The following is a 25,715-nucleotide window of genomic DNA, read 5'->3' as shown; positions in this document are numbered from 1 at the left end:
TTTGCTTAAGCTCAGCTCCATAAAAAATGCAGAAGCATCGACACAAATTGTGCTGACACTCCTGCTAAAAATGCCTTTTTCCAGACTTTAATTTTCGAGCTCACCCCATTGACCTCAATATAACTTGAGGTTTTAGACTACTTGGCACTGCATTATCAAATGCAATTAAGCAATTCATTTTTAATGTTTTTCAGCAGTCAGTCTGAATCTACTCAGGAAATACGCCTATGCCGTACTTCATTAAATCAAGTTTAGAAAGTCAATGGTTATGGATCATTAGCCGGTGTTGTCTGGCACTGTTATTTTTTAGCTCAGGTCTCAGCAAAGTACTGGATGTCAATACTGGCTTTCAGGAAATGCAAGCTGCAGGTTTAGAACCTGCATGGCTGTTTAATTATGCCTCGGCACTGGTTTTACTTGTGGGTGCATACAGTATTTTGTTTGATCGCTACCTTTGGCTAGGTGCTGCACTGCTCTCTGTTTTTTTAGTGATTACAATTGTATTGGTACACACCTTTTGGAATCTGTCTGGGGGACAAGCACAAATCTCGCTTTATTTTGCACTTGAACACATTTCGGTGATTGGTGGCTTAATCGGTACGGCTATTGCCAGCCATTTTCGTCAACAGCTGCAAGAGGTTGGAGTGATCGCATGAAAACCAAACTGCGTATTTTGCTGATTATCAGTATTTTAATTGTGATTGCTGTAGCCACTTATGTTTATTTTAAATCCCGCTCCACAGAGAATGCTTCCAGCTACAGTTATCCACCCGTAAAAGTCGCGCTGACAACAGTCAAACAACAAGTCACACCGCGTATTCTGTCCAGTATTGGTGAGTTGGAGGCTGTACGGCAAGTTCAAGTTTCAGCGGAAACAACAGGCGTGATTGAACAGATTTATTTCCAGTCAGGACAATTCGTCAAAAAGGGACAATTACTGGTTCAACTCAAAACCAATGTCGAGCAAGGCAATTTAGGTCGGCTACAAGCCAAGCTGAAACAGGCAGAAATGACCTATCACCGCACCAAACAACTGATTGATAGCAATGCGATTTCACGTGCGGAACTAGATACGGCGCTAGCCGATCGAGATATGACCCGTGCTGAAATCCAGCAATTGCAAGCGCTAATTGAACAAAAGTCCATTCGTGCGCCCTTCTCTGGGGTGATCGGGATTCGCCAAGTTCATCAAGGGCAATACCTTGAAGCAGGCATCAGTATTGCCAATTTAGTGGATACACAGCAACTGCTTGCCAATTTCACACTGGATGAACAACTGGCGGCACGGTTAAAAACCGGCCAAGCCGTTCAATTAAAAATAGATGCCTTTCCCGAACAAAGTTTCACTGCCGTAGTAAATGCAATTGATCCAATGGTGAGTAAATCTAGAACCATGACTGGACAGGCACTGCTCAATAATCAGCATCAACAATTAAAACCAGGCATGTACGCAAAAATAGAAATACAGGAAGCCAATCTACCCAGTTTGGTCATCCCTGAAACTGCAATTACTTATACCGCCTATGGCAACACTGTTTTTCTGGTGAAACATGGGCCACAAAAACAAACGGTACAACGGGTTGCGGTCGAACTCGGCGAACGTCATCAAGGTTGGGTCGAAGTACAATCGGGTATTAAAGCTGGTGACCAAGTGGTGGTTTCAGGACAAGTCCGACTTAGTGATGGTATGCAAATCGAACCGACGGTGAATAGCCTAGAGCAAACTTCATCATCCCAAGCCAAAGCCAAGCTTTAGGGAGACACTCAGATGAAATTTACCGATCTTTTTGTAAAACGCCCTGTACTGGCTCTGGTGGTCAGTACCCTGATTTTATTGGCGGGTTTATTCTCACTGAATAAATTGCCGATTCGCCAGTATCCTTTATTAGAAAGTTCAACCATTAGCATCAGCACTGAATATCCGGGTGCATCGGCTGAGCTGATGCAAGGTTTTGTCACGCAACCGATTGCCCAAGCGGTCTCTTCGGTTGAAGGCATTGATTATCTCAGTTCGTCCTCAGTACAAGGCCGCAGTGTCATCACCTTACGTATGCAACTCAACCGAGACTCCACTCAAGCCCTGACCGAAGTCATGGCCAAGGTCAATCAAGTTCGCTACAAATTGCCTGAACAGGCATTTGACCCTGTGATTGAACGCTCCTCAGGCGAATCGACCGACGTAGCCTATATCGGCTTTTCCAGTGAACAGCTGTCTATGCCCGAGCTAACCGACTACCTGTCACGGGTGGTTGAACCGATGCTATCCACCATTGATGGCGTGGCAAAAGTTCAAACCTATGGTAGCCAACGCCTTGCCATGCGGATCTGGCTAGATGCAGACCGTTTGGCCAGTCGTGGTGTGACCGCTGCCGATGTCGCTAGTGCGATTCGTCAAAACAACTACCAAGCCGCCCCCGGCCAAATCAAAGGTGAGTTGGTGGTTTCCAATGTCAATGTGTCAACCGAGCTGACCAGTATTCAGGACTTTAAAAATCTGGTGATTCGTAATGATGGGCAGAACCTGATTCGTTTGCAGGATGTCGCCACGGTTGAACTTGGGGCAGCATCTACCGAAACCAGTGCCTCGATGGACGGGCAACCCGCAATTTTTATTGGTTTACAGGCCACTCCAACAGGTAATCCACTGGTGATTGTTCAAGGCATCAAGGATAAATTGCCTGAGATACAGAAAACCTTACCCCCCAGTGTCAAAGCCAATCTAGCCTATGAAACCGCACGTTTTATTGATGCTTCAATTGATGAAGTGCTGCATACCTTTATCGAAGCCCTAATTATTGTGATTGTTGTGATCTATCTGTGCTTAGGTTCACTTCGTAGTGTCTTGATTCCTGTGGTGACAATTCCGCTTTCAATGCTGGGTGCTTTAGGCTTGATGCTGATTTTTGGCTTTAGTATTAACTTACTGACCTTATTGGCGATGGTACTAGCAATTGGACTGGTGGTGGATGATGCCATTGTAGTGGTGGAAAACGTACACCGCCATATTGAAGAAGGCTTGTCACCTATTGCTGCTGCACTGGTCGGTGCACGTGAAGTCGCAGGCCCCGTAATCGCCATGACCATTACCCTTGCTGCGGTCTATGCGCCGATTGGCCTGATGGGTGGACTAACGGGTTCATTATTTAAGGAATTTGCACTGACCTTGGCAGGCGCAGTTTTGGTCTCAGGGATTATTGCCCTCACCCTCTCCCCAGTGATGAGTTCCTATCTGCTGCAATCCAAGCAGGACGAAGGCCGAATGGCCAAAGCTGCTGAATGGTTCTTTGAACGTTTAACTCATGTCTATCACCACTTACTGCAATTTTCATTGCAGCATCGTTGGATCACTGTGGTCTTTGCCGTTGCTGTTTTTGCCAGCCTACCTTTTCTTTATCAACTCCCACAAAAGGAATTGGCCCCACTGGAAGATCAAGCCAGTGTGCTGACCGCGATTAAGGCACCACAACATGCCAATTTAAACTATGCCGAACACTTCAACTATGAATTAGATAAAGTGTTCTGGACCCTACCTGAAACCAGCACCACATGGATTATTAATGGTACGGATGGCCCAGCAGCCAGTTTCGGGGGCACTACCCTATCCACATGGGCTGAACGTACGCGCTCTGCTGATGAACTTCAACAGGAATTACAAGCCAAGGTCGGTGCAGTAGAAGGTAGCAGTATTTTTGTATTCCAAAATCCAGCTTTGCCCGGTTCAACAGGTGGCTTACCAGTACAGATGGTGCTGCGTAGTGCGCAAGACTATGCCACCATTTATCAAACCATGGAAAATATCAAACAAAAAGCACGTGAAAGCGGTCTGTTTGTGGTGGTAGACAGTGATCTGGATTTCAACAATCCGATGCTGAAAATTGAAGTCGATCGTGCTAAAGCCAATAGCTTGGGCATTCGGATGCAGGACATCGACGAAGCACTCGCCACGCTCGTGGGTGAAAACTATGTCAATCGTTTTAGTATGCTGGGCCGCGCTTATGATGTGATCCCTCAAAGTATCAAAAGCCAGCGCCTGACCCCACAAGCATTGACCCAGCAATTTGTACGCACTGATCAGGGGACATTGATTCCATTGTCTACCGTCGTCCATCTAAATGAACAGGTTGAGCCGAATAAACTGACACAGTTTGACCAGCAGAATGCCGCAACCTTCCAAGCCATTCCTGCGCCCGGTGTTTCTCTCGGCCAAGCTTTAGCTTTCCTTGAGCAAGTCACGGCTGAGTTACCGACAGGGTTTAGCCATGACTGGCAAGCTGATGCCCGCCAGTATATGCAAGAAGGCAATACGCTGTTGTTTGCATTTTTGGCTGCATTGGTGGTGATTTATCTGGTCTTGGCCGCGCAATATGAAAGTCTGGTCGACCCGTTCATTATCTTAATTACCGTGCCCCTATCGATTTGCGGTGCCTTGATTCCTTTGGCACTCGGTTATGCCACCGTCAATATCTATACCCAAATTGGTCTGGTGACCCTAATCGGTTTGATTAGTAAGCATGGCATCCTCATGGTTGAATTTGCCAATGAGTTGCAACTGCATGAAGGACTGAATAAACAGGCCGCCATCCTTAAAGCGGCACAAATTCGCTTACGCCCGATTCTGATGACCACGGCGGCGATGGTATTTGGTCTTATTCCACTACTGTTTGCGACGGGTGCTGGCGCACATAGCCGTTTTGGTCTTGGATTGGTGATTGTGTGCGGCATGTTGATTGGCACATTCTTCACCCTGTTTGTATTGCCCACCATTTATAGTCTGCTGGCACGTCAACATAACCAAAGTTCGGCTCGTGTGCAGGAACTACAGAAAATTGATGCAATGGAGTCTCAAGCATGAATAACGATCCAGTCTTCACCAAAAGCTCCCAGCATCATTCATACAAGCAGATGATCAGCACTGGACTCATCATGGCAGCTTTGGCCATGTCACTCAGTGGTTGCCAAAATCTTAAACCACAACCACCCAACGTCAGTGCTGATATTCCGAACAGTTACGACCATTCGATTCAAGGCAGCTCCATTGCATCCCAAGGCTATCAGCAGTTTCTTGCTGATCCGCGTTTAGTGCAGGTGATTGAACTAGCCCTCAGTCATAATCGTGATTTACGCAGTGCAAGCCTGAATATTCAGCGTGCACAGCAATATTATCAGATCAGGAAAAATGATCAGTTTCCAATGATTGCTGGCCGTGCAGAGCTGCTTCGCCAAGTCTCTCCGACACTTGATCCAAACAATCCCCGTTCAAGCTTGCAAGTTGGCCTTGGTTTGACAGCTTATGAACTGGATTTTTGGGGACGGGTTCGCAATCTGAAAGATGCGGCACTGGATCGTTATCTGGCGACCCAAAGTGCGCGTGATGCCATGCAAATCAGTTTGGTCAGTCAAGTCAGCCAAGCTTGGTTGGATTATGCCTTTACCCATGCACAGTTAAAACTTGCCCAACAAACGCTTGCGACACAATTGAATGCCTATCAGCTCAATCAAAAACGTTTCGATGCGGGCACTGACAGTGAAATTCCCTTACGTCAGGCACAGATCTCAGTCGAAACTGCACGTCATGATGCGGCCAACTATCAAACGCAAGTGCTGCAGGCGCAGAATTTACTCAATCTATTGGTGGGACAACAGCTTCCTGTAGATCTCTTGCCACAACAACCCGTTAAAAACATCAGTACCAACGCAGTTTTAAGCACAGGTTTAAGCAGTGATTTACTCAATAATCGTCCTGACCTCAAGCTCGCTGAATATCAATTGCACGAAGCAGGTGCCAATATTGCGGTTGCCAAAGCTGCCTTATTTCCCAGCATTCGATTAACAGGCTCAGCGGGTTATGCATCGACTCAACTCAGTGATCTGTTTAAATCTGGTCATGCGGTCTGGTCGATTGGCCCGAGTCTGGATCTGCCGATCTTTGACTGGGGTACCCGTCAGGCCAATCTTAAAATTTCAAAAATCGAGCAGCAAATCGCCCTATCGAATTATGAAAAATCCATTCAATCTGCCTTTAAAGAAGTCAATGATAGCCTTGCCACACGTGCCTATATGGATGAACGGATTACTGCACAACAGCGCCTAGTCGATGCGACCAATCGGAACTACAAACTGTCTAATACCCGCTTTCGTGCAGGGATTGATAGTTATTTAAGTGTCTTGGATGCACAACGCTCTCATTATGCTGCTGAGCAAAGTTTGCTATTGCTGGAACAGGCACGGCTCAACAATCAGATTGAACTCTATAAAGTATTGGGTGGAGGCTTAACACAATAATCACCGCAACGGGTTTTAAGAATGGCTACGGCTGTTCTTAAAACCTCATCCAACCAACCAAAGATAAGCTAGGCTAATAACCGGAACCAAAAGAGCAGCCTATAATCGAGTTAAGCCGATGTTTTATTTCTTATTTGTGAATCATTGTCTATTTTTAAGATCAATCAGCGATTTATATAAATGTTAAAAAATTAAAATGAACCGTTTAAAAAGTCTAAAACGTGAAGCTTATGTCTTTGCCAATGTCGCTTGAATAAAATCACCAATCTCATCTAAGGCCTGTTCAGATTTTTGCACAAAGCGATTAAACATCTGAAAGTTATGCCACATATTTTCATAGACATGCAGATGAACCTGCACACCCGCTTGTTGGGCACGCTCAGCCAGATTGATCGCATCATCCACTAAAATCTCTTCACTGCCTGCTTGAATCAATAACGGTGGAAGACCATTTAAATCAGCAAAAATAGGTGAAATACGTGGATCATTAGATCGTAATTGCCCGCGATATCCATCCCCACCCCGTTTTAAAGCATAAGCACGAATCATCGGATCTCGTTTGGCATTTTTAAATACCGAAGCTGAACTCAAAGTAATATCCACATAGGGCGAAATCATGATCATCCCAGCAGGTAAAATCTGCCCTGCCTCTCTTAATTCCACCGCGAATGCTAAGGCCAAAGCACATCCACCAGAATCTCCACCCAAAATAATTTGCTCAGGCGTCCAGCCATCACTCAGTAAATGTTGATAGACCGACCTCACATCCTCCAATGCCGCAGGATAAGGATGTTCAGGCGCACGTCGATAATCCAGCATATATACTTTGACCTTGGCCCGTGCAGCCAATTCGGTAGCAAGTGCTCGATGGGTTCGTGATGAACCTGCAAAAAAAGCACCGCCATGACAATGCAATAATATCCCTTGCACCTCACCCGCAGGCCTTGCCACTTCGACGGGAACAATACGTTGATCCCGTGCATCTCTTAATTTAATCTGCTGTATAGCAACATCGGCTCTGGGTTTAAAAATACGTGATCCAAGCTCCATTGCACCACGCAAGATCGGAAAAGGTAAAGCCAGACCACTGGCCAGCTTAAAACTCAGCCGCAAGCCCAGTTTCACGCCTGTTTCAATCAGCTTTTGCTGCATCATATGCTCCTGTTGATGGCATCACCGAGTCATCATTTAACTGGCTTTTTGATCCATTTTAGACTCAGTAAAACCAAGTACATAATCATTCAGATCGCATTGTGCCAAGCGAGCACGCATCTCAAAGGTGGTCCATGGCCATAAAGTACTGTTACGACCATTCCGATCGATAAAGTAGCTGCTGCATCCACCGGTATTCCACACCGTATTCGTTAATGCCGCTTGGATTTCATCATTGTATTGCTGCAATACCTCAGCACGAATTTCAACAGTTTCAATCTGCTGCGCCTGTACTTTTTTCAGCATATCCAAGATATATGCCAATTGTGCTTCAATGATGATGAGTGCCGATGAGCTGACCGCAATATTAGGACCAAACATGACAAAGGCATTTGGGCAGCTTTCGACCACCGTACCAAGGTAGCCTTGGGCACTGCCTTGCCATACTTCGTCCATGCTTTTACCATGTTTATTACGAATCTGTTTGGCAATTGGCGGATTACTGACTTCAAAGCCTGTACCAAAAATAATCGCATCGACCTCATGTTGCGATCCATCACTGGCGATCAAAGTATTGCCATGCACTTCTTCCACCCCACAACGCAATACCTCTACATTCGACTTTGCCAATGCTGGATACCATTGATTGGACTGTAATACCCGTTTGCAACCGATGGTAAAGTCAGGCAATAGTTTTTCTCGTAGCGCAGGATCTTTCACCCCTAAGCGAATATTCAATTTGGCTAAGCGTTCAATCTGGCTGACCAGTTTTGGATGGTGCATACTGGAATTTAAGGATTCAAATACGCCATAAACGCCATAACGGGTCAAACGCTGAGTGACTGGAAGTACTTTAAACAGTGCCTGAGCAAGTTTTGGTAGGCTTTGATCCATTTTTGGCAATACCCATTGTGGGGTACGCTGCAGTAAAGTGAGTTTCTCCACTTGGGCTTGAATCTCAGGTACAAATTGAATTGCAGATGCACCTGCACCAACAACGGCAACCTTTTTACCATTTAAGTCAACATCATGATTCCATTCTGCCGAGTGGAACTGAGCCCCTTTAAATGTCTCTAAACCTTTAATCCTAGGCAATACAGGTTGATGCATTGGCCCACCCGCCATAATCGCAAAACGGGCATGGATAAGGCCATGATTGGTTTTCACCACCCAATGTTTAGCCTGATCATCCCAAGCACTTTCCAGCATTTCATAGCCAAAGCGTACATACTTTTGCACATCGAATTGCTGTGCAACATGTTGTATATAGGTCTTAATTTCTTGTTGCTGTGCAAACACCCGACTCCATTGTGGATTCGGTGCAAATGAATAGGAATATAACGCCGACGGCACATCACAAGCACAACCTGGATAAGTGTTGGCACGCCAGACACCGCCAATTTCATCGGCTTTTTCCAAGACCACAAAATCTGTAAAACCTGCTTGCTGTAACTTAATGGCTGCACCAATCCCTGCAAAGCCAGCCCCGATAATCACCACGTGAAATTTTTCGATCTTCGCCATGAGTTTTAATCCTTATTTTGTCTGTGCCAATTGGCTTAAACGTTGGCTATATGCTTTGCGATCATTCTGATCCAAGCCTTTTAAAATACGATCATCTCCGATCAGTTTTCGGAATCCAGTATTCAACCAATGCGGGACCAATCCATAGGCTTTCGGGGTATGGGTTAAATAATTCGGCACCGCAATTTCAGCAAGATTATGTGCGATGGCTTGAATAATCGCATTCGCCACATCTTGGGGTTCTACCGTCGGAATCGGCAAACTGTCTCCAGTTCCAGACGACAACTCAGTCAAGACTTTGGACGGTAGCACTGCCGATAAGCCAATCGGCGTGTCTCTAAGCTCTTGTTGCATCGATGCGGTTAAACCCACCACAGCAAATTTGGTCGCGCAATAAATACTGGCACCCGGAATCGGATATTTACCTGCTAGCGAAGCCACATTGACGATATGCCCTGTTTGTCGCTCCAGCATTTTGGGCAATACCGCTTTCATACCATGAATCACTCCACGTAAATTGATATCAATTTGCGCATCGGTAATGGCTTGGCTTTCCTCGACCATCGCCCCCATTGGCATAATGCCAGCGTTGTTGACCAAGATATCGATGGGACCCAATTGCTTTTCAATCTGCGCAATGAGGTCATGAAATGAGTTCTGTGAACGTACATCCAAATAGCCGCCAAAGCCTTGCACTTTAGTGGCGGCTTGCTGAGCCAACTCTAGATCAATATCGCCAATCGCCACTTTGGCGCCAAGTTTCCTAAAGGCAACGGCGGTGGCCAAACCAATCCCTCGTCCACCACCGGTAATCAGCACCACTTTGTTTAAAAAATTGTATTTTTTTCCCATGTCCAGTTCCTTTCGCCAGTCAAAAAACCACCAATTCGGAATATAATGTCATTTACGGAATGAAGTGTCAATTTTAGTTGATTTTGTTTTATCGTATTTCCGATAAAGTTCTGATAAAATTTTTAGCATGAATGATCAAACAACTCTCTCGCGTGCTGAACGCCAACGTATTCAATTACAAGCAGAAATTATTGAAGCTGCTTTTTTGGAATTTTCTGAACGCGGTTATCATCAAACTGCGATCTCTGACATTGCCAAAAGACTCGGTATTGGTCACGGCACTTTCTATCGTCATTTTGAGAATAAAAGAGACATCCTAGATAAAGTCATTGTCGATACCATGTTCAAAATAACCGCCTTATTGGCCGATGAAAATGCACCAGATGCGGTATCCACACTGGAGGCTTATCGTATCCAATGCGAACGGATTTCCAGTAAATTTCAGGAGTTTGCCAAGGACAATCCACGTGCGGTACGTTTGATTTTGCTTGAAGCGACCTCGATTGATAAAGAAATGACCGCCCAAGTGCATAACCTGCTGCACCTTGGAGGTTTACTCACTGCAGACTATTTAAAAAATGGGGTGAAGTGCGGTTATTTAAAAGCAGATCTAGATACTGAAATGACAGGACATGCCATTGTCGGCATGATTATCGCCGGCGCATTTAAGTTCTTATCTGCACCTGAAGATGCCAATCTGTTAAAAAAATATAGCGATGCTGCAATTCAAATGATGATGGCGGGCATCGCTTAAAACTCAACTTTGGCTTGTGATTTATGTGGCTTAAATGCTGGCATTTGATTTAAATAGGCCAAGGCCTGCTCTGTTGCCCCTTCATGTAATGGGCTGTGTTTGGGATTAAAATAGCGTAAGCAAGCAGTCAAGACATCACCCACGCGCGGCACGCGATCCTGTCGTGCGGCACGTAAATAGTCTTTGATGCGAAAACGCTGCGGTAATTGCGGATCTTTTGCAACCAAGGTTTCCACAGCAACATAAGCCAATATAATAAATAAAGGAAAGGTAATAGCAGCTGTACCTGTTCGTAACAGTAAGTTATTACTTAAATGCCGAAACAGGGCATCGGCGACTTCACGATGTTCTACTTCTTCGGCACCATGCCACTGCAATAGGCGTAGCATTTCCTCATCGACAGGTGCTTGTTGTAAACCTTGTGCATTGAGTACCCAATGTCCTAATACGCCAGTAAGGTGTTCCGCTGCTGCAACCATAGCAAGGCGGGTATGTAACCATGTCTGTTTCAAGCCTGAGTGATGCAGCTCATAACCGAATGGTTTCTGCCCAAGCATGTCATGAAATATCCAGTTCATCAGTTGACTATATTGACTCAGATCAATCCCCAAGGCCTCAATATGTCGCGTGCCCAAGATATGTCCATGACTGTGCGCCCCTTCCTGTTTAATAAAAGCGATGACTGCTGCTTTTAACTGTTCATCCTGGATTAGTGGCAGTGCATCTCTGAAGGTCTGACAGAACCAGCGTTCAGGTGCGGGGGTAATTGGGTTGATGACATTAAGAATCTGCGACGCCAAAGGATCATCATAAATCCAATGGCTCGGTGTTTCTGTAAAATCAAATACGGGACGTCGAGGAACAATGTGATGGGTTTGTTTGATTAATCCGCGCATAAAAGAACTCCTTGTATCAATAAAACCTTGAGCACTAATCCTGCGTCAAAATGTTAAAGCCCATACGCGGTCCAAATGCCAGTAAAGTACGGACGAGACTCTTAATCGCCTTCGGTTGTTGACCACTACTAATACGACGGAATTGAGCTGCATGCCAAGCCAATTGCAGATAAGCATCGATAGGTTTATAGCCAACTGCAGGAATTTTTGTAGGCGCTGTGACTGATTTTCCTGCCATGAGCTGTTTGGCTAGATCTGGCTGTAAGGCGAAAGGACGAGCTAAACCGACGACATCTACCGTGCCATCACTGACTAAACGATTCATTACGTCTACATCGCGTAGTCCACCAGTCAACATCAGTGGTAATTGACTTTGTTGGCGCAATGCGGTGGCATAATCTAGAAAATAAGCATCTCGCTGAACCTGACGATCAGGGGCATAGCCCAGTTGCGCTGGAGATTCGTAATTGCCCCCAGACACTTCCAATAAATCTATCCCTTCCTCTTCTAATGCCAAAGCAATGTGCCGTGACTCTTCCTGACTCAGCCCGCCTTTCTGGAAATCGGCAGAATTCAGTTTGACACTGAGGATTTTATTTTTGCCAATGGCCTGACGCACAGCTCGAACTGTTTCAATCAAGATACGACGACGATTTTCTGGATTCCCGCCCCATTGATCGGTACGGGTATTGACCAAAGGCGATAAAAATTGAGATAACAAATAGCCATGTGCCGCATGGACTTGTACACCATCAAAGCCAGCCTGTACCGCCAATGCCGCTGTGGTGGCAAAACGTTGGATTTGTTCTAGGATTTCTGTTTCAGACATGGCTCGCGGGACACGAATCAGATTCATTGCGGGTAAATCTAAGCCTACTGCTGAAGGTGCAATCGGCTTTTTAAGTAACGGCAGTACAGCAACCCGCCCCGGATGGTTAATTTGCATAATAATCTTGCTGCCATTGGCTTGTGCCGCTTGGGCCCAAAGTTTATGCGCTTGTAAGAATTGTTCATCTTCCAGCACCACATTTCTTGGCTCAACAAAGGCACGATGGTCAACCATGACATTGCCAGTGATTAATAAACCCGTACCGCCTCTGGCCCATGCCGCATAGAGTTGCTGTAAATCCGTGGTGGGCGAGCCATGTCGATCAGCCAATTGTTCACTCATGGCAGACTTTGCAATTCGGTTTGGAATAGTGATGCCACATGCCAAAGCTAATGGTTGTTGTAAGGGTGAATGGCTAACATTTGATTGTGTCATTTTGCTGTTCCTCAAACTCTGATCGATATAGATCGATGTCATCTGTTTTATTCATTTTTCTGAGTAAATCTATAAGTCAATCTGGGGTTTATCCTCTATAAAACCCGTGGATTAAATTGACGCAATAAAAACAACGGAGTCCGTAATCGAGGAATTTGAATCGGTGGAATCAAGCCACCCGATAAATCCACCCGATGTAAGCGCGCATCCACCACTTTGCCTAAGCCCATTTCATGCAAAGGATCATTCACCGTTCCCCTAAAGCATAATTCCATCTCCACACGACGCACTTCAACAACATGCTCTTTCGGGGTGAATCGAACTTCTCGAGGTAAACCTAACCCCAAACCACCTGTAATATTACGATGCGGCAAACCTAAAATAGGCGGTGCATCCTGTAGTACTTCACCCAATTTAGCTTCCATTTCAATCAGCACCGTCCCACGGCGTGATGCTTGGCTGATGATGCGTGAACCATCATTATCCCAACTGATTTCCCCAATTTTTTTCGGATAACCGAGCAACTCACGCCCAATAATCATGGCGCGATCATCATCCAGTATCATCCACGGGCAAAAGATGCCGGTTTTATTGCCGACCTGAATATGCACAAATAGTCCCGCTTCGTGATAAGCGCCGGTATACACATTTTCAGGGAAATAAGCACAAAACAAATCCGCTCTGGCTGGTTTCGCCAGCTTCATTCCAGCAGGCAGCCAACGTGCCATTCGCTTCTCATCGACTTCGACCACCGCAGTTAAATATTGGGCATTGTGATAGAGCTTATTGCCCAAATTGGCGAGACCTATGGGTGTGCGTAAATCTTGAATCAACTGTCTCATGCTTTTAATCTCGAAAAGACGTGCTTTAATATCGGTAATAAAATAATGCGCGGGGTATAACGTCCCCCTAGAGTCTGTGCCTGTGCAATTAAGCCGGGAATCACAATACGGCGATTGCAAGCCATGCCTTGAATGGCCTCTTTAGCAACCCGTTCTGCAGTTACCCAAACCAGACTGCCACCAATTCCATTAATCTTGCTGATCCCTGCCACTGCATTAAAACCGGTGATAGTGGGACCAGGTGCCAATAAGGTGCAGCTCACCCCAGTACCGCTCAGCTCGCTATACAGCGACTCGGCAAAAGAGTTAGCAAAGGCTTTGCTTGCCGCATAAGTGGCATTGGCTGGTGTGGGTTGATGACCTGAGGTAGATCCAACAATAAGAATGGCACCCCGTCGTTTCTGAATCATATTGGGCAATACTGCCAATGTCAGATCCTGTACAGCCACTACATTTAGCTCGGTCTGTTCACGTTCACGATCTGCATCTAAGTCCTGCAATCGGCCAAAAGTGGCAAAGCCTGCGTTATTACATAAAATCGCGACATCCAGCTGCTCGAGTTCTTGACGGAATTGAGTTCTTGCCTCGCGATCCGCGAGATCACAGGGACGTAACATCACGTCAACTTGATATTTTTGACCTAAATGAAGCGCTAAAGCCTCAAGTTTATCAACTCGTCGTGCCACCAGAACAAGCGAATAGCCACGTGCAGCGAATTGTTTTGCGAGTTCTTCGCCAATACCAGACGATGCGCCAGTAATCACAACGGGGGAATCTTTAATAGGAAGAGGTAAACTCATTACCAATACTCAGATCAACAGAATAACCCTAGTATCAAAGAGCTAAAACTTGAGCGTGAGCGGTAATTCAGCCATACTGCTAATCATTTTCGGCCAATTAAAACTAAAAATGAAAGATCCCTATGGCTTGTCCAAAGCGACTATCCCGATTTCATATGCACATTTATTATTAGAAATCATGGTTGAAAAAGGCTTTTCTGCTTCCGAAATTCTATACCAAAGCAAAATACCGTCAGCACTTCTGCATCAAGTCGATGCCCGTATTACTCCAATCCAATGGTCAAAATTGGCATGGGTCAGTTTAGGCTTAGCGCAAGACTGTGGTCTGGGATATGAATATGGACTCAAACTTCGTTTAACCGCGCATGGTGCCATGGGCTTTGCACTAATGAGTAGCCCCTCGCTCAAACATGCTATTGCCTTGGCCAGTCAGTTTTTTAATATGCGGCTCAAAGATTATCGTATTGATTGTTATGAACAAGCCCAGCAGTCGATTATTGAAATTCAGCAGACCCATCCTGTGGTCAGCCAGCACCCTGAACAGGCAGACATCCTAAGACGTTTTTTTTATGAATGTTTGATGATTGGTATTATCCAAACAGGCCGAAGCTTAATCGATCACCGTTTTGCCGATGTTGAACTGTGGGTAGATTGGCCTGAACCACCCTATCACGCCAGATTTCAAGCACAACTTCCTCTGATCCACTTTAATCAGGCGCAAAATCAAGTGCGCTATCCAAGCTTAGTGCTCAATCATGCCACCAAAATGGCAGATCCAATGGCTTTCCAGCAGGCTTTAGCCCAATGTGAAGCTGAACAAATCCGTTTTTCCGAAACCATTCAAGATATTGGACTCAGGGTCAAAACCGAGTTGCAGCTCACGCCACAAAAAGGCTACCCGAGTTTAGATAGCGTTGCTGAGCGCTTGCATACATCCAGCAGAACCTTAAGACGAAAGTTAGATGAAGCAGGTTATTCCTATCTGGGTTTATTAGATGAGGTCAGATATCAAGAGGCAAAACAGCTGTTACTCAATCCACACATGGAAGTACAGGATATCGCACTGTACTTAGGCTATCTACAACCTGCCAACTTTGCCCGTGCCTTTAAGAAATGGAGTGGGCTTACACCCAGTCAATTTCGTCAAACTCAAACTTAAGCTGCTCAGAATATATTTAAGTCAGGTCGCTCGATGTCGACCTGACTTAACTTATTTATTTTACAGCCGCTTGTATCAAGCCTTTTAACTGCTCAATTTCAGCTCCTGTCGCACCTTGCAAAGGCGATCTTGGCATACCAACCGAAAAGCCCAGTAAGTTAAGCCCTGATTTCACTGTTTTCGGTAAGCCACCTTTGACAATAAAGCTCAGCACAGGTAATTGCTGATAAAATATCGCCTGCGCTTTTGGCAGATCACCTTGTTGAATCGCTTGATACAATTGCTTTGGCAGGTCACCCAACAAATTCGGCGCAGCAGTACACCAACCAGCTGCTCCAGCACAGAAGGCTTCTAGCGCCAATGGATTAGAACCGTTATAAAAAGGCAATTTTCCGCGGCTCAATGCATGAAACTTATGCATGCGCTGAATATCACCAGTGCTGTCTTTGACCATACAAACATTGTCGATCTCATTAAACATTTTCACGATCAATTCAGGTGACATATCAATCCCGCTGGTGGCAGGATTGTTATAGACCATAATCGGCAATTTTACCGATGCGGCAATCTGCTGATAATAATCATAAATTTCTTGATTGGTGAGTTTCCAGTAAGAGACAGGAATCACCATAATCACATCTGCACCCAATTCTTCTGCTTTTTTGGCTTTTTGAATCGCCATTGCAGTGGTCAGTTCAGAAATCCCAACAATCACCGGAACACGCTGATTCACCACTTCAATTGTGGTTTGCGCCACCTGTTGCCATTCTTGCCAAGTTAAATAGGCACTTTCCCCTGCACTGCCTAAAGGTGCAATCGCATCACATTGTGATTCAAGCAATGCATTTAGACTGATGCTCAAGGCCTCAAGGTCAAGCTGTTGGCCGTCTGCTTTAAATGGCGTGACGGGATAAGCAATAATGCCTTCAATTTTCATGAGATTTACTCCTCGATACAATCTTGATGGTTTTTCAACGCCTTACGTGCGTAATAGGCAAAATTGACTTTGTTACGCTTATCGGTAGACAGCCAGTCATGCGCTTCTTTTGCCAGTTCATGCGGAATCGGTTGGATTTGTCCTGCAGACATGGCTAACAGTTGCAAACGTGCGGCACGTTCAATCAACAGCGCTAAATTACAGGCTTCTTCAATGCTCTTTCCTGCCACCAATTGACCATGATGAGACAGCAACACCGCCCGATTTTTTCCCAAAGCTTCAGAAATAAAAATGCCTTCTTCATTACCGACTGGTACTCCCGGCCATTCATCGACAAAAGAACAATCCTCATACAAGGCACAGGTATCCATTTGCGAGATGGCAAGTGGCACACGTAGCATCGACAAGGCTGCAATATGAGTGGGATGAGTATGGATAATGCAATTCACTTCAGGATGTTGCTGATAAATCCAGGTATGAAAACGGTTGGCTGGATTGGCCATGCCTTGCTGATCTAAAGGTTTAAGGTCCTGATCCACGACCAATAAATTGGCTGCGGTAATTTCGTCAAAACCCAAACCAAAACGTTGCGTAATAAAGCTATTTTCTTGTTCGGCACGACAGGTAATTTGTCCTGCCAAGCCTGCATCATGACCATGATCAAATAAAATACGACAGGTCAAAGCTAGCTTCTGTCGATCCGTGTAATTGACCTCTTGGATCAAATTCATATTCTGCTGCGCAGTTTGCATCAATTGCTGTTTGCTGAGTAATGCGGTTTGCATGAGACCACCTCGCTACGGTTGATTTGTGGATGGGACAGATGCAGAATACGAAGTCAGTGGATGAGTTAAAATATCCAGTTTTTAAAACTTATATGGTCCAGATCAGCATGCAGCAGCCATGGAAGATTCGTCTTCATCTTGAAGACCGAGAAGAAAAAACCATCTTTCTCAAATTGGCCAATCAGATTATTGAAGAGATTCTGTCTGGACGGCTCAGCTCAGGTTCACGTCTGTCTGGCTCGCGCTCGCTTGCCGATGAATTAAGAATTAATCGTAAAACCGTACAGTCGGTTTATGAGGATTTAGAGGCACAAGGTTGGTTGATCTCTAAGCCACGCCAAGGCACTTTTGTGGCGGAGAATTTGCCTGAGTTAAAACATAAAAAGATCAATGCAGCAGCAGAACCTAATCCTTCATCCAATACAATCAGTCTAGTAGCAATTAAGAATGATGGCATTCCAGATACGCGCCTCATCCCTTATGAATTATTTTCCCGTGCTTATCGACATGCCCTGATTCAAGTGACCCGTTCTCAGATCATGGGCTATGGCGATCCTCAAGGCAGTATTGAATTACGTCAGGCATTGCTGCAAATGCTGTCGATGGAACGTTTTATTAAAACCAGCGTTGACAATATCTGTGTGGTTCGTGGTAGCCAAATGGGGATTTTTTTAGCGGCTCGTGTGCTGGCTAAACAAAGCTCATCACGCAAAGTGATTGTGGTGGAACAATGGTCTTATCCACCTGCTGTCGAAACCTTTTTATCGCATCATTATCACATCGTTCGGGTTCGACTAGATCAACACGGTCTTGATATTGAACATCTGGAAGAAATATTAGAAAAGTATGCTCTGGCTGCAATCTATACCACCCCACATCATCAATATCCCAGCACCGTAACCATGGCCATGGATCGACGCCTGAAACTATTGGAACTGTCGAAGGCTTTTGATTTTTATATTATTGAAGATGACTATGACCATGAGTTTCATTATGACAGCCGCCCAATTCCACCGCTGATCAGCTTACCGCATGCAGAAAAGGTGATTCATATTGGTTCACTGTCCAAGGTCTTTGCCCCAAGCCTAAGAATTGGTTATGTGGTCGCCAATCGAGACATCATCCACGCCATGAATCAGGATATTTTATTGATCGATAAACAAGGCAATATCATCACTGAACTGGCGATGGCGGAACTGATGCAACAGGGGGAAATCAAACGGCATATCCGCAAGATGCGCAAGGTTTATCAACAACGGCGCGACTTTGCGCTGGGTCGCTTGCAAGCGGTATTTAAAGATCAGGTCGAAATCAACTCACCATTGGGGGGTATGGCCTTATGGGTCAAATTTAAATTTCCCTATCGTGCTGAATATGCCGAGCTACTGAATCAATTGCATATTGATGCCGAAGCGCATTTTTCGGAGCAAGGTCAGCAATCTAATGAGCATTTTCATATCCGCTTTGGTTATGCTGCCATTAATGAAACGGAAATTTCAAACATCATCCGTTTGCTCTATGGCACATTTCAGCCCGACGATTGAATGCGCATGATTTTATAATCCTAAGCGCAGTTCCTGACTCCATGTCGACCTAGGTTGTTGGTACAAATGCCAACAGGTCTGTTGCAATGATTGCATTAATTCATTGTTTTCATTTTGCAAATGTGGCACCACACAATAGACCACATGAATGCCCTTGGGGTGGAACTCTCTGGCTAAGGACTGTGCTAAAGCGCGAATACTGGCAGACATGCTTTGACTAAATAAATCCTGCTCCGATTCGACGGGCTGCTGAGTCCCTAAAAAGATCAAGGTGCCTTGCTGTTTCGGCAGCATCTGCCGAATTACAGCTTGGGCAATACTCACCGCCGTTAAACCTGTGTTTTGCCAATAGTTCTCAAGCTGTTCAGCGGACAATGCATGACTATTTTCAGGTAGCACAAAGTCAGGCTGAAAAATGCATAAATCGACAAAATGCCCTGCTTTCTGAATCTGCTGCATAACACTTTTTAGCGAAGCAGCATCAAGTAGATTGAGTCGAACAGCGATCAGCCCCTCCGCTTGAACTTCAATTTTTGGCTGTGTTTGTATCGCATCATGCTGCAGTTGATAAACAGGCAGAGCATCGCACTGAACTTGCTCAGCAAAAAGTTGGCTGAGTTGCTGGACATCATTGCCCACAATCACAATACAGCCCTTGGTTTTTCGTTTGGATTTAAACCATTGTGGTAACAACTTACTCATCTTAGAATTTCTCCTGATAAGGACGTAGATCCAATTCATGCGTCCATAAGTCAGCATTTTGCTGATAGAGCATCCAGTAATTTTCGGCAATTGCCTCAATATTTAAACCACCTGTGCCACGAGTTAACCGCGCCAGCCGCCCCAAGCCCCATAAGGCTTTATTGACACGATCACCATCGACCATGCCATCTACCACCACATGCGCCACATGGATATTTTGAGAACGATATAGCGCTGCCAAATTTAAGGCATAGCTTCTCAGCGCAGACTTACCCATGGTAAATGCAGCAAAAAAAGGTTTCCCGCGCAATGAGGCACTGGCACCAGTAAAAATCAAGCTGCCCTGCTGTTGTTTTTGAAAAATGGGCAAACTACGCTGCGCCACCAATACCGCAGATAAAAAGGTCGAACGCCACATTTGGCTAAAAAACTTTAAACTGCTCTGTAAAAAGATCGAAGGAATATTCCCCCCCACATTATGGATCACTGCTGCCAATGCTTCTGGCTGATCGCTTAAATGCTCAAACAAGGTCTGGACCTGTTGCTGATTTTCAGCATCCAGTGCATAAGCCACTGCTTGCCCACCTTGACCATTAATTGTCGCAGCCACTTTTTCAACTTTATTGAGCGTTCGCCCCACCACATAAACTTTGAATTGCTCATGGGCAAAACGGCAACACACCGCTGCACCAATGCCTTGTTCTGCTCCAACGCCAATCACGACGACAATCCCTGTTGGCTGAGTTGGAGCTTGATCGACCTGATTCATAATTGTTGTATCCAATGCTGAATATGCGGATAGCTGTTAATTTTTGGCCCCCAGATTTTACTGGTGCGTATCACTTCTAACAGTTGAGAACCGACTGCAATATCGGCAATGGTTTTGACTTCGCCAACCAGCCAACCCGTTTGACCTAATACCAATTCAATGCGTTCTAAGTGCCGTGTAAATTCTGCTTCGATATCAGCCTTTGCCATTCGCCCCGTACCTTGCATCTTCACTTGCATATTCAAAGCAGCCTTGAGCAAAGGTTTCATCAGTACAACCTCATGCTTGGGACGACCCTCTGCACTGATGGCCACCGCTTGATTCAAGGCATCAGCATCACTGACCCGAAAATACACTTCATAGAAATATAACAACTCATCGGACCAGTCTTCCCACAATTCGACATAGGCTTTTTGTAGTGGATCTACAGGATATAAAAGTGGCAAATCTGGATAAGCTTCATCCAAATAACGCGCAATGCGGGTACTGTCCTGAATGCGTTGTCCGTTAATGTCCAGCACAGGGACTTTACCGACTTTACTCAACATTGGGACTTTGGCCCCCAATACACCGTTATAATTTACAGTTTCAAATGGAATGCCTTTAAACGCTAACATGCGTGCGACTTTTTTGCAGAACGGTGAAATTTCCCATTGATGTAAGACCACTGTACTCATTGTTATCTATCCATTTTTTATTGAATTCATCTCGGTGATAAGTGAGCAGCTTGGCGCTCACTGCACTTATCTTACAGATATTTGTCCCTTTGGCGATGCATTCATGTAGATGATTTTCTCTACAATTTATTAATGCACGAAAGTCGACTGCTCAGGAGACAGGCCAATTTTGATTTTGGTTTTTGCCACGATGTCAGACTCATCGGTATCGTTGGGATGGAAGTCACGACGATAATAAGAAAAAAATTGTGGCACCAATTTTCGATAGGCCTGCACAGTAAAGCCTGCAAATTTAGCCCACGATTTTAGATTGAGTAATTGCTTATCTCTGGACATCAATACCACTTGGTAGACATTCGAGAAGGTTGTGATAAGAACCAAGCTCAGGCTAAAAATCGCAACCCGTGGGATATAGGCATCAAGCCCTTTGCCATAGAGATATTCATACATATCATAGGCAACCGCTTTGTGTTCGGTTTCTTCCACACTGTGCCACAGCCAGAGATTTCGAATGGTAGTATCGGTCATTAATTCATTGACGTTTTTCATCATCTCCACCACCAGTACTGCGGTGTAATGTTCCAGCCCAACCGTCACCAAGAGATTCCACTTTTTCGGGAAAGTTCGTTCAATCGCTTTGAGGATGATGCCTGTCGCTTTTTCCAATGATTCAGGATCTAGCCCATATTGTTGTGCACTAACATGAAAGGCATGGTGTTCTTTGGAATGCATGGCTTCCTGACCAATGAATGCACCAATATCACGATCCAGTTGTGGGTTACTTTTGACTTGGTCACGCAAAGCCCTGACTGAACGGACAAAGTAAGACTCTCCTTCAGGAAATAGAGTGGAAAGTCCCGTGAAATAATGAGTAAAGGTTGGCTCATCATTACACCAATATTTAGGCATATCCTGAAATTCATAATCCATACGGCGGACTGGAAATGATGCAGGTATCTTTTGCTTTGATTTTTCTTTTAACGCTGACGCAGACATAACTCACCTCAAGAATAGATCTCAAAATATTAAGTTCCAAAAAAGAACTTAATTGAAAAATATAGCTGCTATGATAAGTTGTCAATAAAGCGGATATCTTAATCGTTCAAGTTGTCCTAAAATGACAGCCTGCTTCCTGTAAAGACATATAGATGGTATTGCGATGAAATGGCATGAACTCGGTGAAATGAATTGTCCAATTGCACGGACTTTGTCAATTTTTGGCGACCGTTGGACCCTGCTGATTATTCGTAATGCTTTTATGAAAACCCGTCGTTTTGATGATTTTCAAAAGCAGTTGGGCATCACCCGTCATTTGCTGACCGAACGTATTAACCGCTTGGTGGAGCACAAGATTTTTGAGAAAGTGCTGTATCACGAAGCACCGAAGCGTTATGAGTATAAGCTGACTGAAAAGGGTTTAGCGCTATATCCGATTATTGTCACCATGAGTACATGGGGCAATATTTGGCAGAATGAAAATAAGCAATTTCCTGAGCTGCGTTATCTGCACAAAAGCTGTGGGCATGTGACCAGCCCAAGCCTAACTTGTGATTGTTGCAAGCAGCCTCTTGATGCCAGGCAGATGTCGCCTGTTTATGTGGCGGATGAGGAATGAGAGTAAGGCATGACAAGTGAACAGCACTTACCCAAATCGTTACTGAACCTGTTGTAACCATCTACAAAAAAACTCTTAGCTTAAATATTCTCGATCTATTTATTTTATCAAGTGGTTAAGTTTACATGCAAAAACATATTATTTTTAATAAAAAACAATGTTTTCTATTTAATTAAAATTTCGTGACAAATTTAAACATCCCGACTAAGGTATGGGGTTTTAAACATTAGAAAATGGGTAAAACATGAAAAAATTATTAATAATTGGATTAATGCTTGCTTTGGCTGGTTGTAGCAAAACACTTCCACCAGGAAAAACTACGGCTGATGCAGAAGTACAGATGCCAACAGAAAACCCAACGCCATTCCCAATTGAAGGGGCTGATAAACTTGCAGAAGATTGTAATGAAGTGGCAAGTTTAGCTAAAGCAATAATGCAGTTACGCCAGGATAACAAGAATTCTAAGGCAGCATATAAAACGGCTAATGATCAAGGATATGCTAATGGTAAACTAAGCCAACTTGAACATGAATATGTTAATCAGATGCTGGAGTTCGCTTGGGAAAGTTCAGTAGGTGAAACGGAAAAGATTAAGGAAGAACGTGCCAAAGCATTTGGTCAATTGAACTTAATGATGTGCGAAGCGGCTAGAAAATAGAACAACCTATGAATTTAATTAAAATTTTATTATCTGTCTTGTTTTACTTTACAGTGACAACGGTTCAGGCAGCTAATCAAGCATGTTTAGAACATGCAAACGTGGCTGGAGAAGTTATGGGATGGCGGACTACAGGTAAAACATTGAAGGAAAGTAGGGAAAATCTAGACATTGTATATGGAATGGGGAGACTTTCTACACAAAATTACCGCTATTATAACTCATTGTTAACAATGGCTTACCAGGAGAAAATGGGTAAAAGCAAAGCCGAAAAGAAAGAGCTTATTAAAAAATTTATGAAAAAACATTATGATATTTGTATGACCATTAACTCTTAGATTGGATAGGTAAACAAAGAAAATTGTTTAATAACATCAATTCCGTAATTCTGACTTAAGCTCTATACAAAGCCAGATTTTTTGTCTTTAGATGGTAATACTGTTTCACAGAATAGTATTACCATCTAAATTTTAGAGAGTGCAATCCACTCAGGAAGCGATATACAGAAAATAACGCTATAAGTTGGCATATAAAGTTATGCAATAGGTATAAAAATCCCAGCCTATTACTAGTTAAGTCTGTATACCGGTATATAAATTTAGATATTTTCTAGAGATGGCCTTAGTTAAACTATAGCAATAACATCAGATTTTATTTGTATCAGAATTCAAAATTACCCCTCTTTGACCCACAAAGTTAAAGACTTTTAGTATAGGCCTTAGCTTAATTCACAATACCATACCTAACCAAGATTCAACCAAATTGTTAAAGGAAGGTAATTAGTTGCACTCATAAGTTTTAGATGCTGGTTTACTTATCTAAAGATTATACAGATGAATAAACCCTTACAGAAATTTGATGTTGAAAAACACCCACTAATAGAATCCAAATTGATAAAATAAAAATATGGAGTTTGCCACTAAATAAAAAATTTAATATCCCCCTCCAATTACAACACTTTAGTCTTTAAAACAATCAAAAATTAAATATTTTATTAAAAATAATAAACAATCAAAGTATCAAATTAATTTAATGGTGAAGAATTCTCATAAAATTTATCTACGATCATAGCTTCAGTAAATCTTTTATAAAGCCCTCTATTCAATTCTTAATTTTTATGCAAAAATTACAAAAACATACAATTCATTACATCATGAATAAAAACCGACATTTTTTTACACAAAGTCTCCTCTGTGCAATGGCAACAATCTTGTTTACACAGCAAGCCTGTGCAGATAATTTATTTACACTCTTCCAGAAAGCAAAACTCTATTCTCCTCATTTACCTCTCGCTGAAGCACAAAAGGAAATAGCCAAGCAAAAATTAAATCAGGCGCGAGCAAGTAAAGAGGCTAAGATTAATTTCAGTGCTCAAGAAAAAATGGGCCAAAATAAACGCCCAGGGCAAAGTGAAATAGATTACCGTGTACGTAATTATGCAATACAGTTTTCAATACCTGTTTACAATAAAATACAAGATGAAACGATTTCAACAGCCAAAATTGGGGAAGAAATTTCTTTAGAACAATTCCAAGTGAGCTATAACGAATTATTGCAGAATATTGTAGACCAGTATTTTAAAATACTCAGCCTAAAGTCCAAACTTGAACTGATACAGCAACAAAAAGTTTTGGTTCTAGAACAAAAGCAAATGGCAATTGCAAACTTTAATCAAGGTATGGTGTCCATTACCGATCTAAAGGAAGCAGAAGCCAAGTTTTCAACCTTACAAAGTCAAGAGCAAAGTACCAATTTCGAGATCTATAAAGAATTAAGTATTCTGGCTGAATTTATAGGTACAGATGACGTTGCGTTTACTAAAAATAAGATTCCCGTTGAAACACTGCCACCGTTATCCTATGGGGATCAATCCTTATATAACCAATTTTTGCTGACAAATAATCATCAAATTCGAATCTCTGAGCTAAACTTAAAAGTATCTCAAAATGAAATAAAACAATCCAAAGCTGAAAAATATCCTGTACTTAATTTTTCCGCGAAAATGAGTCGAAATTTTGACTCTCAAGATTCCGCATTTACCAATAAACAGAATGGCTTAGATTATTTATATGGTCTTGAATTAAACATTCCGATGTATAATTCCGAAAACTACTTCAAAATTAAAGAGCAAAAAGCGTCATTAGAAAAAAATAAAAATGAGTTATTGTTAACGACTCAAAAGCAGAAAGCCCAAATGCTGGATAACTTTTACAGCTCGCTAGCTGCTATATCAAAAACCAAAGGCATGCAAGATGCTGAATCTTCATCTCAAAAAGCATGGATAGCCAACAAACGGGCATATGAGGTTGGCATGCGTGTTAATGCTGAGGTTTTAGAAGCACAAGCCAAATATTTTGAAGCAAGACAAGAACGCGTATCTGCATGGTATGAAGCATGGCAAAACTATCTCAAGTTAAAAATAACGACAGGCACATTGATAGAACAAGAAATTTTTGATCTTGATCAAATTTTCCATCCCTCCCTTACTCTACAGAATTAAGTT

At 43.5% G+C, this 25,715-nt stretch carries 24 protein-coding genes; 11 read left to right on the top strand and 13 right to left on the bottom strand.

The window, feature by feature from the left end; genetic code table 11:
- Nucleotides 1-227: 227 nt before the first annotated feature.
- The 4 genes from MN869_RS06960 to adeC are packed head-to-tail and all read left to right on the top strand — an operon-like array spanning nt 228 to nt 6,282.
- Nucleotides 228-656, top strand: a complete 429-nt coding sequence (locus MN869_RS06960) for a DoxX family protein (protein ID WP_033133556.1) — start codon at nt 228-230, stop codon at nt 654-656.
- The gene (locus tag MN869_RS06955) at nt 653-1,756 is read left to right on the top strand and encodes an efflux RND transporter periplasmic adaptor subunit (protein ID WP_033133555.1); all 1,104 of its coding nucleotides are present in this window, start codon (nt 653-655) and stop codon (nt 1,754-1,756) included. The genes MN869_RS06960 and MN869_RS06955 overlap by 4 nt, the downstream gene beginning before the upstream one ends.
- Before the next feature lie 12 nt (nt 1,757-1,768).
- Entirely contained in the window at nt 1,769-4,852 is a 3,084-nt protein-coding gene (locus MN869_RS06950) for a MexW/MexI family multidrug efflux RND transporter permease subunit (protein ID WP_243307012.1), read from the top strand.
- Nucleotides 4,849-6,282, top strand: a complete 1,434-nt coding sequence (gene adeC, locus MN869_RS06945) for an AdeC/AdeK/OprM family multidrug efflux complex outer membrane factor (protein ID WP_096089475.1) — start codon at nt 4,849-4,851, stop codon at nt 6,280-6,282. The genes MN869_RS06950 and adeC overlap by 4 nt, the downstream gene beginning before the upstream one ends.
- A 228-nt stretch (nt 6,283-6,510) precedes the next feature.
- On the opposite strand, the gene MN869_RS06940 is transcribed toward adeC, so the two are convergent.
- From MN869_RS06940 to MN869_RS06930, 3 genes are read right to left on the bottom strand one after another with little or no spacing between them, the layout of a single operon-like run.
- Entirely contained in the window at nt 6,511-7,434 is a 924-nt protein-coding gene (locus MN869_RS06940) for an alpha/beta hydrolase (protein WP_033133553.1), read from the bottom strand.
- Nucleotides 7,435-7,470: 36 nt separating this feature from the next.
- Nucleotides 7,471-8,958 (bottom strand): NAD(P)/FAD-dependent oxidoreductase, encoded by a 1,488-nt coding sequence (locus tag MN869_RS06935; RefSeq protein ID WP_033133552.1) that lies wholly within the window; start codon nt 8,956-8,958, stop codon nt 7,471-7,473.
- A 12-nt stretch (nt 8,959-8,970) separates the two neighbouring features.
- Complete coding sequence (locus MN869_RS06930) at nt 8,971-9,810, bottom strand: SDR family oxidoreductase (protein ID WP_033133551.1); 840 nt, start codon at nt 9,808-9,810, stop codon at nt 8,971-8,973.
- 127 nt (nt 9,811-9,937) lie between these two features.
- Here MN869_RS06930 and MN869_RS06925 point away from each other — a divergent pair, with 127 nt between their 5' ends.
- A complete protein-coding gene (locus tag MN869_RS06925) occupies nt 9,938-10,564 on the top strand; it encodes a TetR/AcrR family transcriptional regulator (RefSeq protein WP_004805327.1) in 627 nt (208 codons plus the stop codon).
- On the opposite strand, the gene MN869_RS06920 is transcribed toward MN869_RS06925, so the two are convergent.
- The 4 genes from MN869_RS06920 to MN869_RS06905 form a co-directional block, all read right to left on the bottom strand.
- A complete protein-coding gene (locus MN869_RS06920) occupies nt 10,561-11,460 on the bottom strand; it encodes a metal-dependent hydrolase (RefSeq protein WP_033133550.1) in 900 nt (299 codons plus the stop codon). The two genes, MN869_RS06925 and MN869_RS06920, sit on opposite strands and share 4 nt — an antisense overlap.
- A 34-nt stretch (nt 11,461-11,494) precedes the next feature.
- Entirely contained in the window at nt 11,495-12,724 is a 1,230-nt protein-coding gene (locus MN869_RS06915; protein ID WP_033133549.1) for an NADH:flavin oxidoreductase/NADH oxidase family protein, read from the bottom strand.
- 95 nt (nt 12,725-12,819) lie between these two features.
- Nucleotides 12,820-13,566, bottom strand: a complete 747-nt coding sequence (locus MN869_RS06910) for an acetoacetate decarboxylase family protein (RefSeq protein ID WP_033133548.1) — start codon at nt 13,564-13,566, stop codon at nt 12,820-12,822.
- Nucleotides 13,563-14,366, bottom strand: coding sequence for an SDR family oxidoreductase (locus tag MN869_RS06905; protein ID WP_033133547.1), 804 nt, complete (start codon nt 14,364-14,366; stop codon nt 13,563-13,565). Before MN869_RS06905 ends, MN869_RS06910 begins: the two co-directional genes overlap by 4 nt.
- Nucleotides 14,367-14,475: 109 nt before the next feature.
- Here MN869_RS06905 and MN869_RS06900 point away from each other — a divergent pair, with 109 nt between their 5' ends.
- Entirely contained in the window at nt 14,476-15,525 is a 1,050-nt protein-coding gene (locus MN869_RS06900; protein WP_033133564.1) for an AraC family transcriptional regulator, read from the top strand.
- A 55-nt stretch (nt 15,526-15,580) separates the two neighbouring features.
- On the opposite strand, the gene MN869_RS06895 is transcribed toward MN869_RS06900, so the two are convergent.
- On the bottom strand, nt 15,581-16,462 hold the full coding sequence (locus tag MN869_RS06895) for a dihydrodipicolinate synthase family protein (RefSeq protein WP_243307010.1): 882 nt from the start codon (nt 16,460-16,462) through the stop codon (nt 15,581-15,583).
- 5 nt (nt 16,463-16,467) lie between these two features.
- The gene (locus tag MN869_RS06890) at nt 16,468-17,247 is read right to left on the bottom strand and encodes an aldolase (protein WP_033133545.1); all 780 of its coding nucleotides are present in this window, start codon (nt 17,245-17,247) and stop codon (nt 16,468-16,470) included.
- A gap of 38 nt (nt 17,248-17,285) precedes the next feature.
- Here MN869_RS06890 and MN869_RS06885 point away from each other — a divergent pair, with 38 nt between their 5' ends.
- A complete protein-coding gene (locus MN869_RS06885) occupies nt 17,286-18,791 on the top strand; it encodes a PLP-dependent aminotransferase family protein (RefSeq protein ID WP_033133544.1) in 1,506 nt (501 codons plus the stop codon).
- Nucleotides 18,792-18,803: 12 nt separating this feature from the next.
- On the opposite strand, the gene MN869_RS06880 is transcribed toward MN869_RS06885, so the two are convergent.
- From MN869_RS06880 to MN869_RS06865, 4 genes are all read right to left on the bottom strand, one after another.
- Nucleotides 18,804-19,493: an SDR family NAD(P)-dependent oxidoreductase gene (locus tag MN869_RS06880; RefSeq protein ID WP_033133543.1), complete on the bottom strand. Its 690-nt coding sequence runs from the start codon at nt 19,491-19,493 to the stop codon at nt 18,804-18,806.
- Nucleotide 19,494: 1 nt separating this feature from the next.
- On the bottom strand, nt 19,495-20,262 hold the full coding sequence (locus MN869_RS06875) for an SDR family NAD(P)-dependent oxidoreductase (protein ID WP_033133542.1): 768 nt from the start codon (nt 20,260-20,262) through the stop codon (nt 19,495-19,497).
- Nucleotides 20,259-20,939, bottom strand: a complete 681-nt coding sequence (locus MN869_RS06870; RefSeq protein ID WP_033133541.1) for a glutathione S-transferase family protein — start codon at nt 20,937-20,939, stop codon at nt 20,259-20,261. Before MN869_RS06870 ends, MN869_RS06875 begins: the two co-directional genes overlap by 4 nt.
- Nucleotides 20,940-21,068: 129 nt before the next feature.
- Nucleotides 21,069-21,935: a metal-dependent hydrolase gene (locus MN869_RS06865; RefSeq protein WP_033133540.1), complete on the bottom strand. Its 867-nt coding sequence runs from the start codon at nt 21,933-21,935 to the stop codon at nt 21,069-21,071.
- Between the two features lie 163 nt (nt 21,936-22,098).
- Here MN869_RS06865 and MN869_RS06860 point away from each other — a divergent pair, with 163 nt between their 5' ends.
- The 4 genes from MN869_RS06860 (at nt 22,099) to MN869_RS06845 (ending at nt 25,712) form a co-directional block, all read left to right on the top strand.
- The gene (locus tag MN869_RS06860; protein ID WP_033133539.1) at nt 22,099-22,554 is read left to right on the top strand and encodes a helix-turn-helix domain-containing protein; all 456 of its coding nucleotides are present in this window, start codon (nt 22,099-22,101) and stop codon (nt 22,552-22,554) included.
- A gap of 244 nt (nt 22,555-22,798) precedes the next feature.
- The gene (locus MN869_RS06855; RefSeq protein ID WP_033133538.1) at nt 22,799-23,212 is read left to right on the top strand and encodes a hypothetical protein; all 414 of its coding nucleotides are present in this window, start codon (nt 22,799-22,801) and stop codon (nt 23,210-23,212) included.
- 8 nt (nt 23,213-23,220) lie between these two features.
- Nucleotides 23,221-23,550 (top strand): hypothetical protein, encoded by a 330-nt coding sequence (locus MN869_RS06850; protein ID WP_033133537.1) that lies wholly within the window; start codon nt 23,221-23,223, stop codon nt 23,548-23,550.
- Between the two features lie 779 nt (nt 23,551-24,329).
- Entirely contained in the window at nt 24,330-25,712 is a 1,383-nt protein-coding gene (locus MN869_RS06845; protein WP_033133536.1) for a TolC family protein, read from the top strand.
- Nucleotides 25,713-25,715: the final 3 nt, after the last annotated feature.

The organism is Acinetobacter sp. NIPH1876 (genome assembly GCF_022808535.1).
In the GTDB taxonomy this organism is placed as follows: domain Bacteria; phylum Pseudomonadota; class Gammaproteobacteria; order Pseudomonadales; family Moraxellaceae; genus Acinetobacter; species Acinetobacter higginsii.
This window is presented reverse-complemented; position numbering and strand designations above follow the sequence as displayed.

Bases quoted from the DNA above. Each gene is read 5' to 3' on its own strand.
- MN869_RS06960 (WP_033133556.1), top strand. From the start codon at position 228: ATGCCGTACTTCATTAAATCAAGTTTAGAAAGTCAATGGTTATGGATC.
- MN869_RS06955 (WP_033133555.1), top strand. From the start codon at position 653: ATGAAAACCAAACTGCGTATTTTGCTGATTATCAGTATTTTAATTGTG.
- MN869_RS06950 (WP_243307012.1), top strand. From the start codon at position 1,769: ATGAAATTTACCGATCTTTTTGTAAAACGCCCTGTACTGGCTCTGGTG.
- adeC (WP_096089475.1), top strand. From the start codon at position 4,849: ATGAATAACGATCCAGTCTTCACCAAAAGCTCCCAGCATCATTCATAC.
- MN869_RS06940 (WP_033133553.1), bottom strand. From the start codon at position 7,434: ATGCAGCAAAAGCTGATTGAAACAGGCGTGAAACTGGGCTTGCGGCTG.
- MN869_RS06935 (WP_033133552.1), bottom strand. From the start codon at position 8,958: ATGGCGAAGATCGAAAAATTTCACGTGGTGATTATCGGGGCTGGCTTT.
- MN869_RS06930 (WP_033133551.1), bottom strand. From the start codon at position 9,810: ATGGGAAAAAAATACAATTTTTTAAACAAAGTGGTGCTGATTACCGGT.
- MN869_RS06925 (WP_004805327.1), top strand. From the start codon at position 9,938: ATGAATGATCAAACAACTCTCTCGCGTGCTGAACGCCAACGTATTCAA.
- MN869_RS06920 (WP_033133550.1), bottom strand. From the start codon at position 11,460: ATGCGCGGATTAATCAAACAAACCCATCACATTGTTCCTCGACGTCCC.
- MN869_RS06915 (WP_033133549.1), bottom strand. From the start codon at position 12,724: ATGACACAATCAAATGTTAGCCATTCACCCTTACAACAACCATTAGCT.
- MN869_RS06910 (WP_033133548.1), bottom strand. From the start codon at position 13,566: ATGAGACAGTTGATTCAAGATTTACGCACACCCATAGGTCTCGCCAAT.
- MN869_RS06905 (WP_033133547.1), bottom strand. From the start codon at position 14,366: ATGAGTTTACCTCTTCCTATTAAAGATTCCCCCGTTGTGATTACTGGC.
- MN869_RS06900 (WP_033133564.1), top strand. From the start codon at position 14,476: ATGAAAGATCCCTATGGCTTGTCCAAAGCGACTATCCCGATTTCATAT.
- MN869_RS06895 (WP_243307010.1), bottom strand. From the start codon at position 16,462: ATGAAAATTGAAGGCATTATTGCTTATCCCGTCACGCCATTTAAAGCA.
- MN869_RS06890 (WP_033133545.1), bottom strand. From the start codon at position 17,247: ATGCAAACCGCATTACTCAGCAAACAGCAATTGATGCAAACTGCGCAG.
- MN869_RS06885 (WP_033133544.1), top strand. From the start codon at position 17,286: ATGCAGAATACGAAGTCAGTGGATGAGTTAAAATATCCAGTTTTTAAA.
- MN869_RS06880 (WP_033133543.1), bottom strand. From the start codon at position 19,493: ATGAGTAAGTTGTTACCACAATGGTTTAAATCCAAACGAAAAACCAAG.
- MN869_RS06875 (WP_033133542.1), bottom strand. From the start codon at position 20,262: ATGAATCAGGTCGATCAAGCTCCAACTCAGCCAACAGGGATTGTCGTC.
- MN869_RS06870 (WP_033133541.1), bottom strand. From the start codon at position 20,939: ATGAGTACAGTGGTCTTACATCAATGGGAAATTTCACCGTTCTGCAAA.
- MN869_RS06865 (WP_033133540.1), bottom strand. From the start codon at position 21,935: ATGTCTGCGTCAGCGTTAAAAGAAAAATCAAAGCAAAAGATACCTGCA.
- MN869_RS06860 (WP_033133539.1), top strand. From the start codon at position 22,099: ATGAAATGGCATGAACTCGGTGAAATGAATTGTCCAATTGCACGGACT.
- MN869_RS06855 (WP_033133538.1), top strand. From the start codon at position 22,799: ATGAAAAAATTATTAATAATTGGATTAATGCTTGCTTTGGCTGGTTGT.
- MN869_RS06850 (WP_033133537.1), top strand. From the start codon at position 23,221: ATGAATTTAATTAAAATTTTATTATCTGTCTTGTTTTACTTTACAGTG.
- MN869_RS06845 (WP_033133536.1), top strand. From the start codon at position 24,330: ATGCAAAAATTACAAAAACATACAATTCATTACATCATGAATAAAAAC.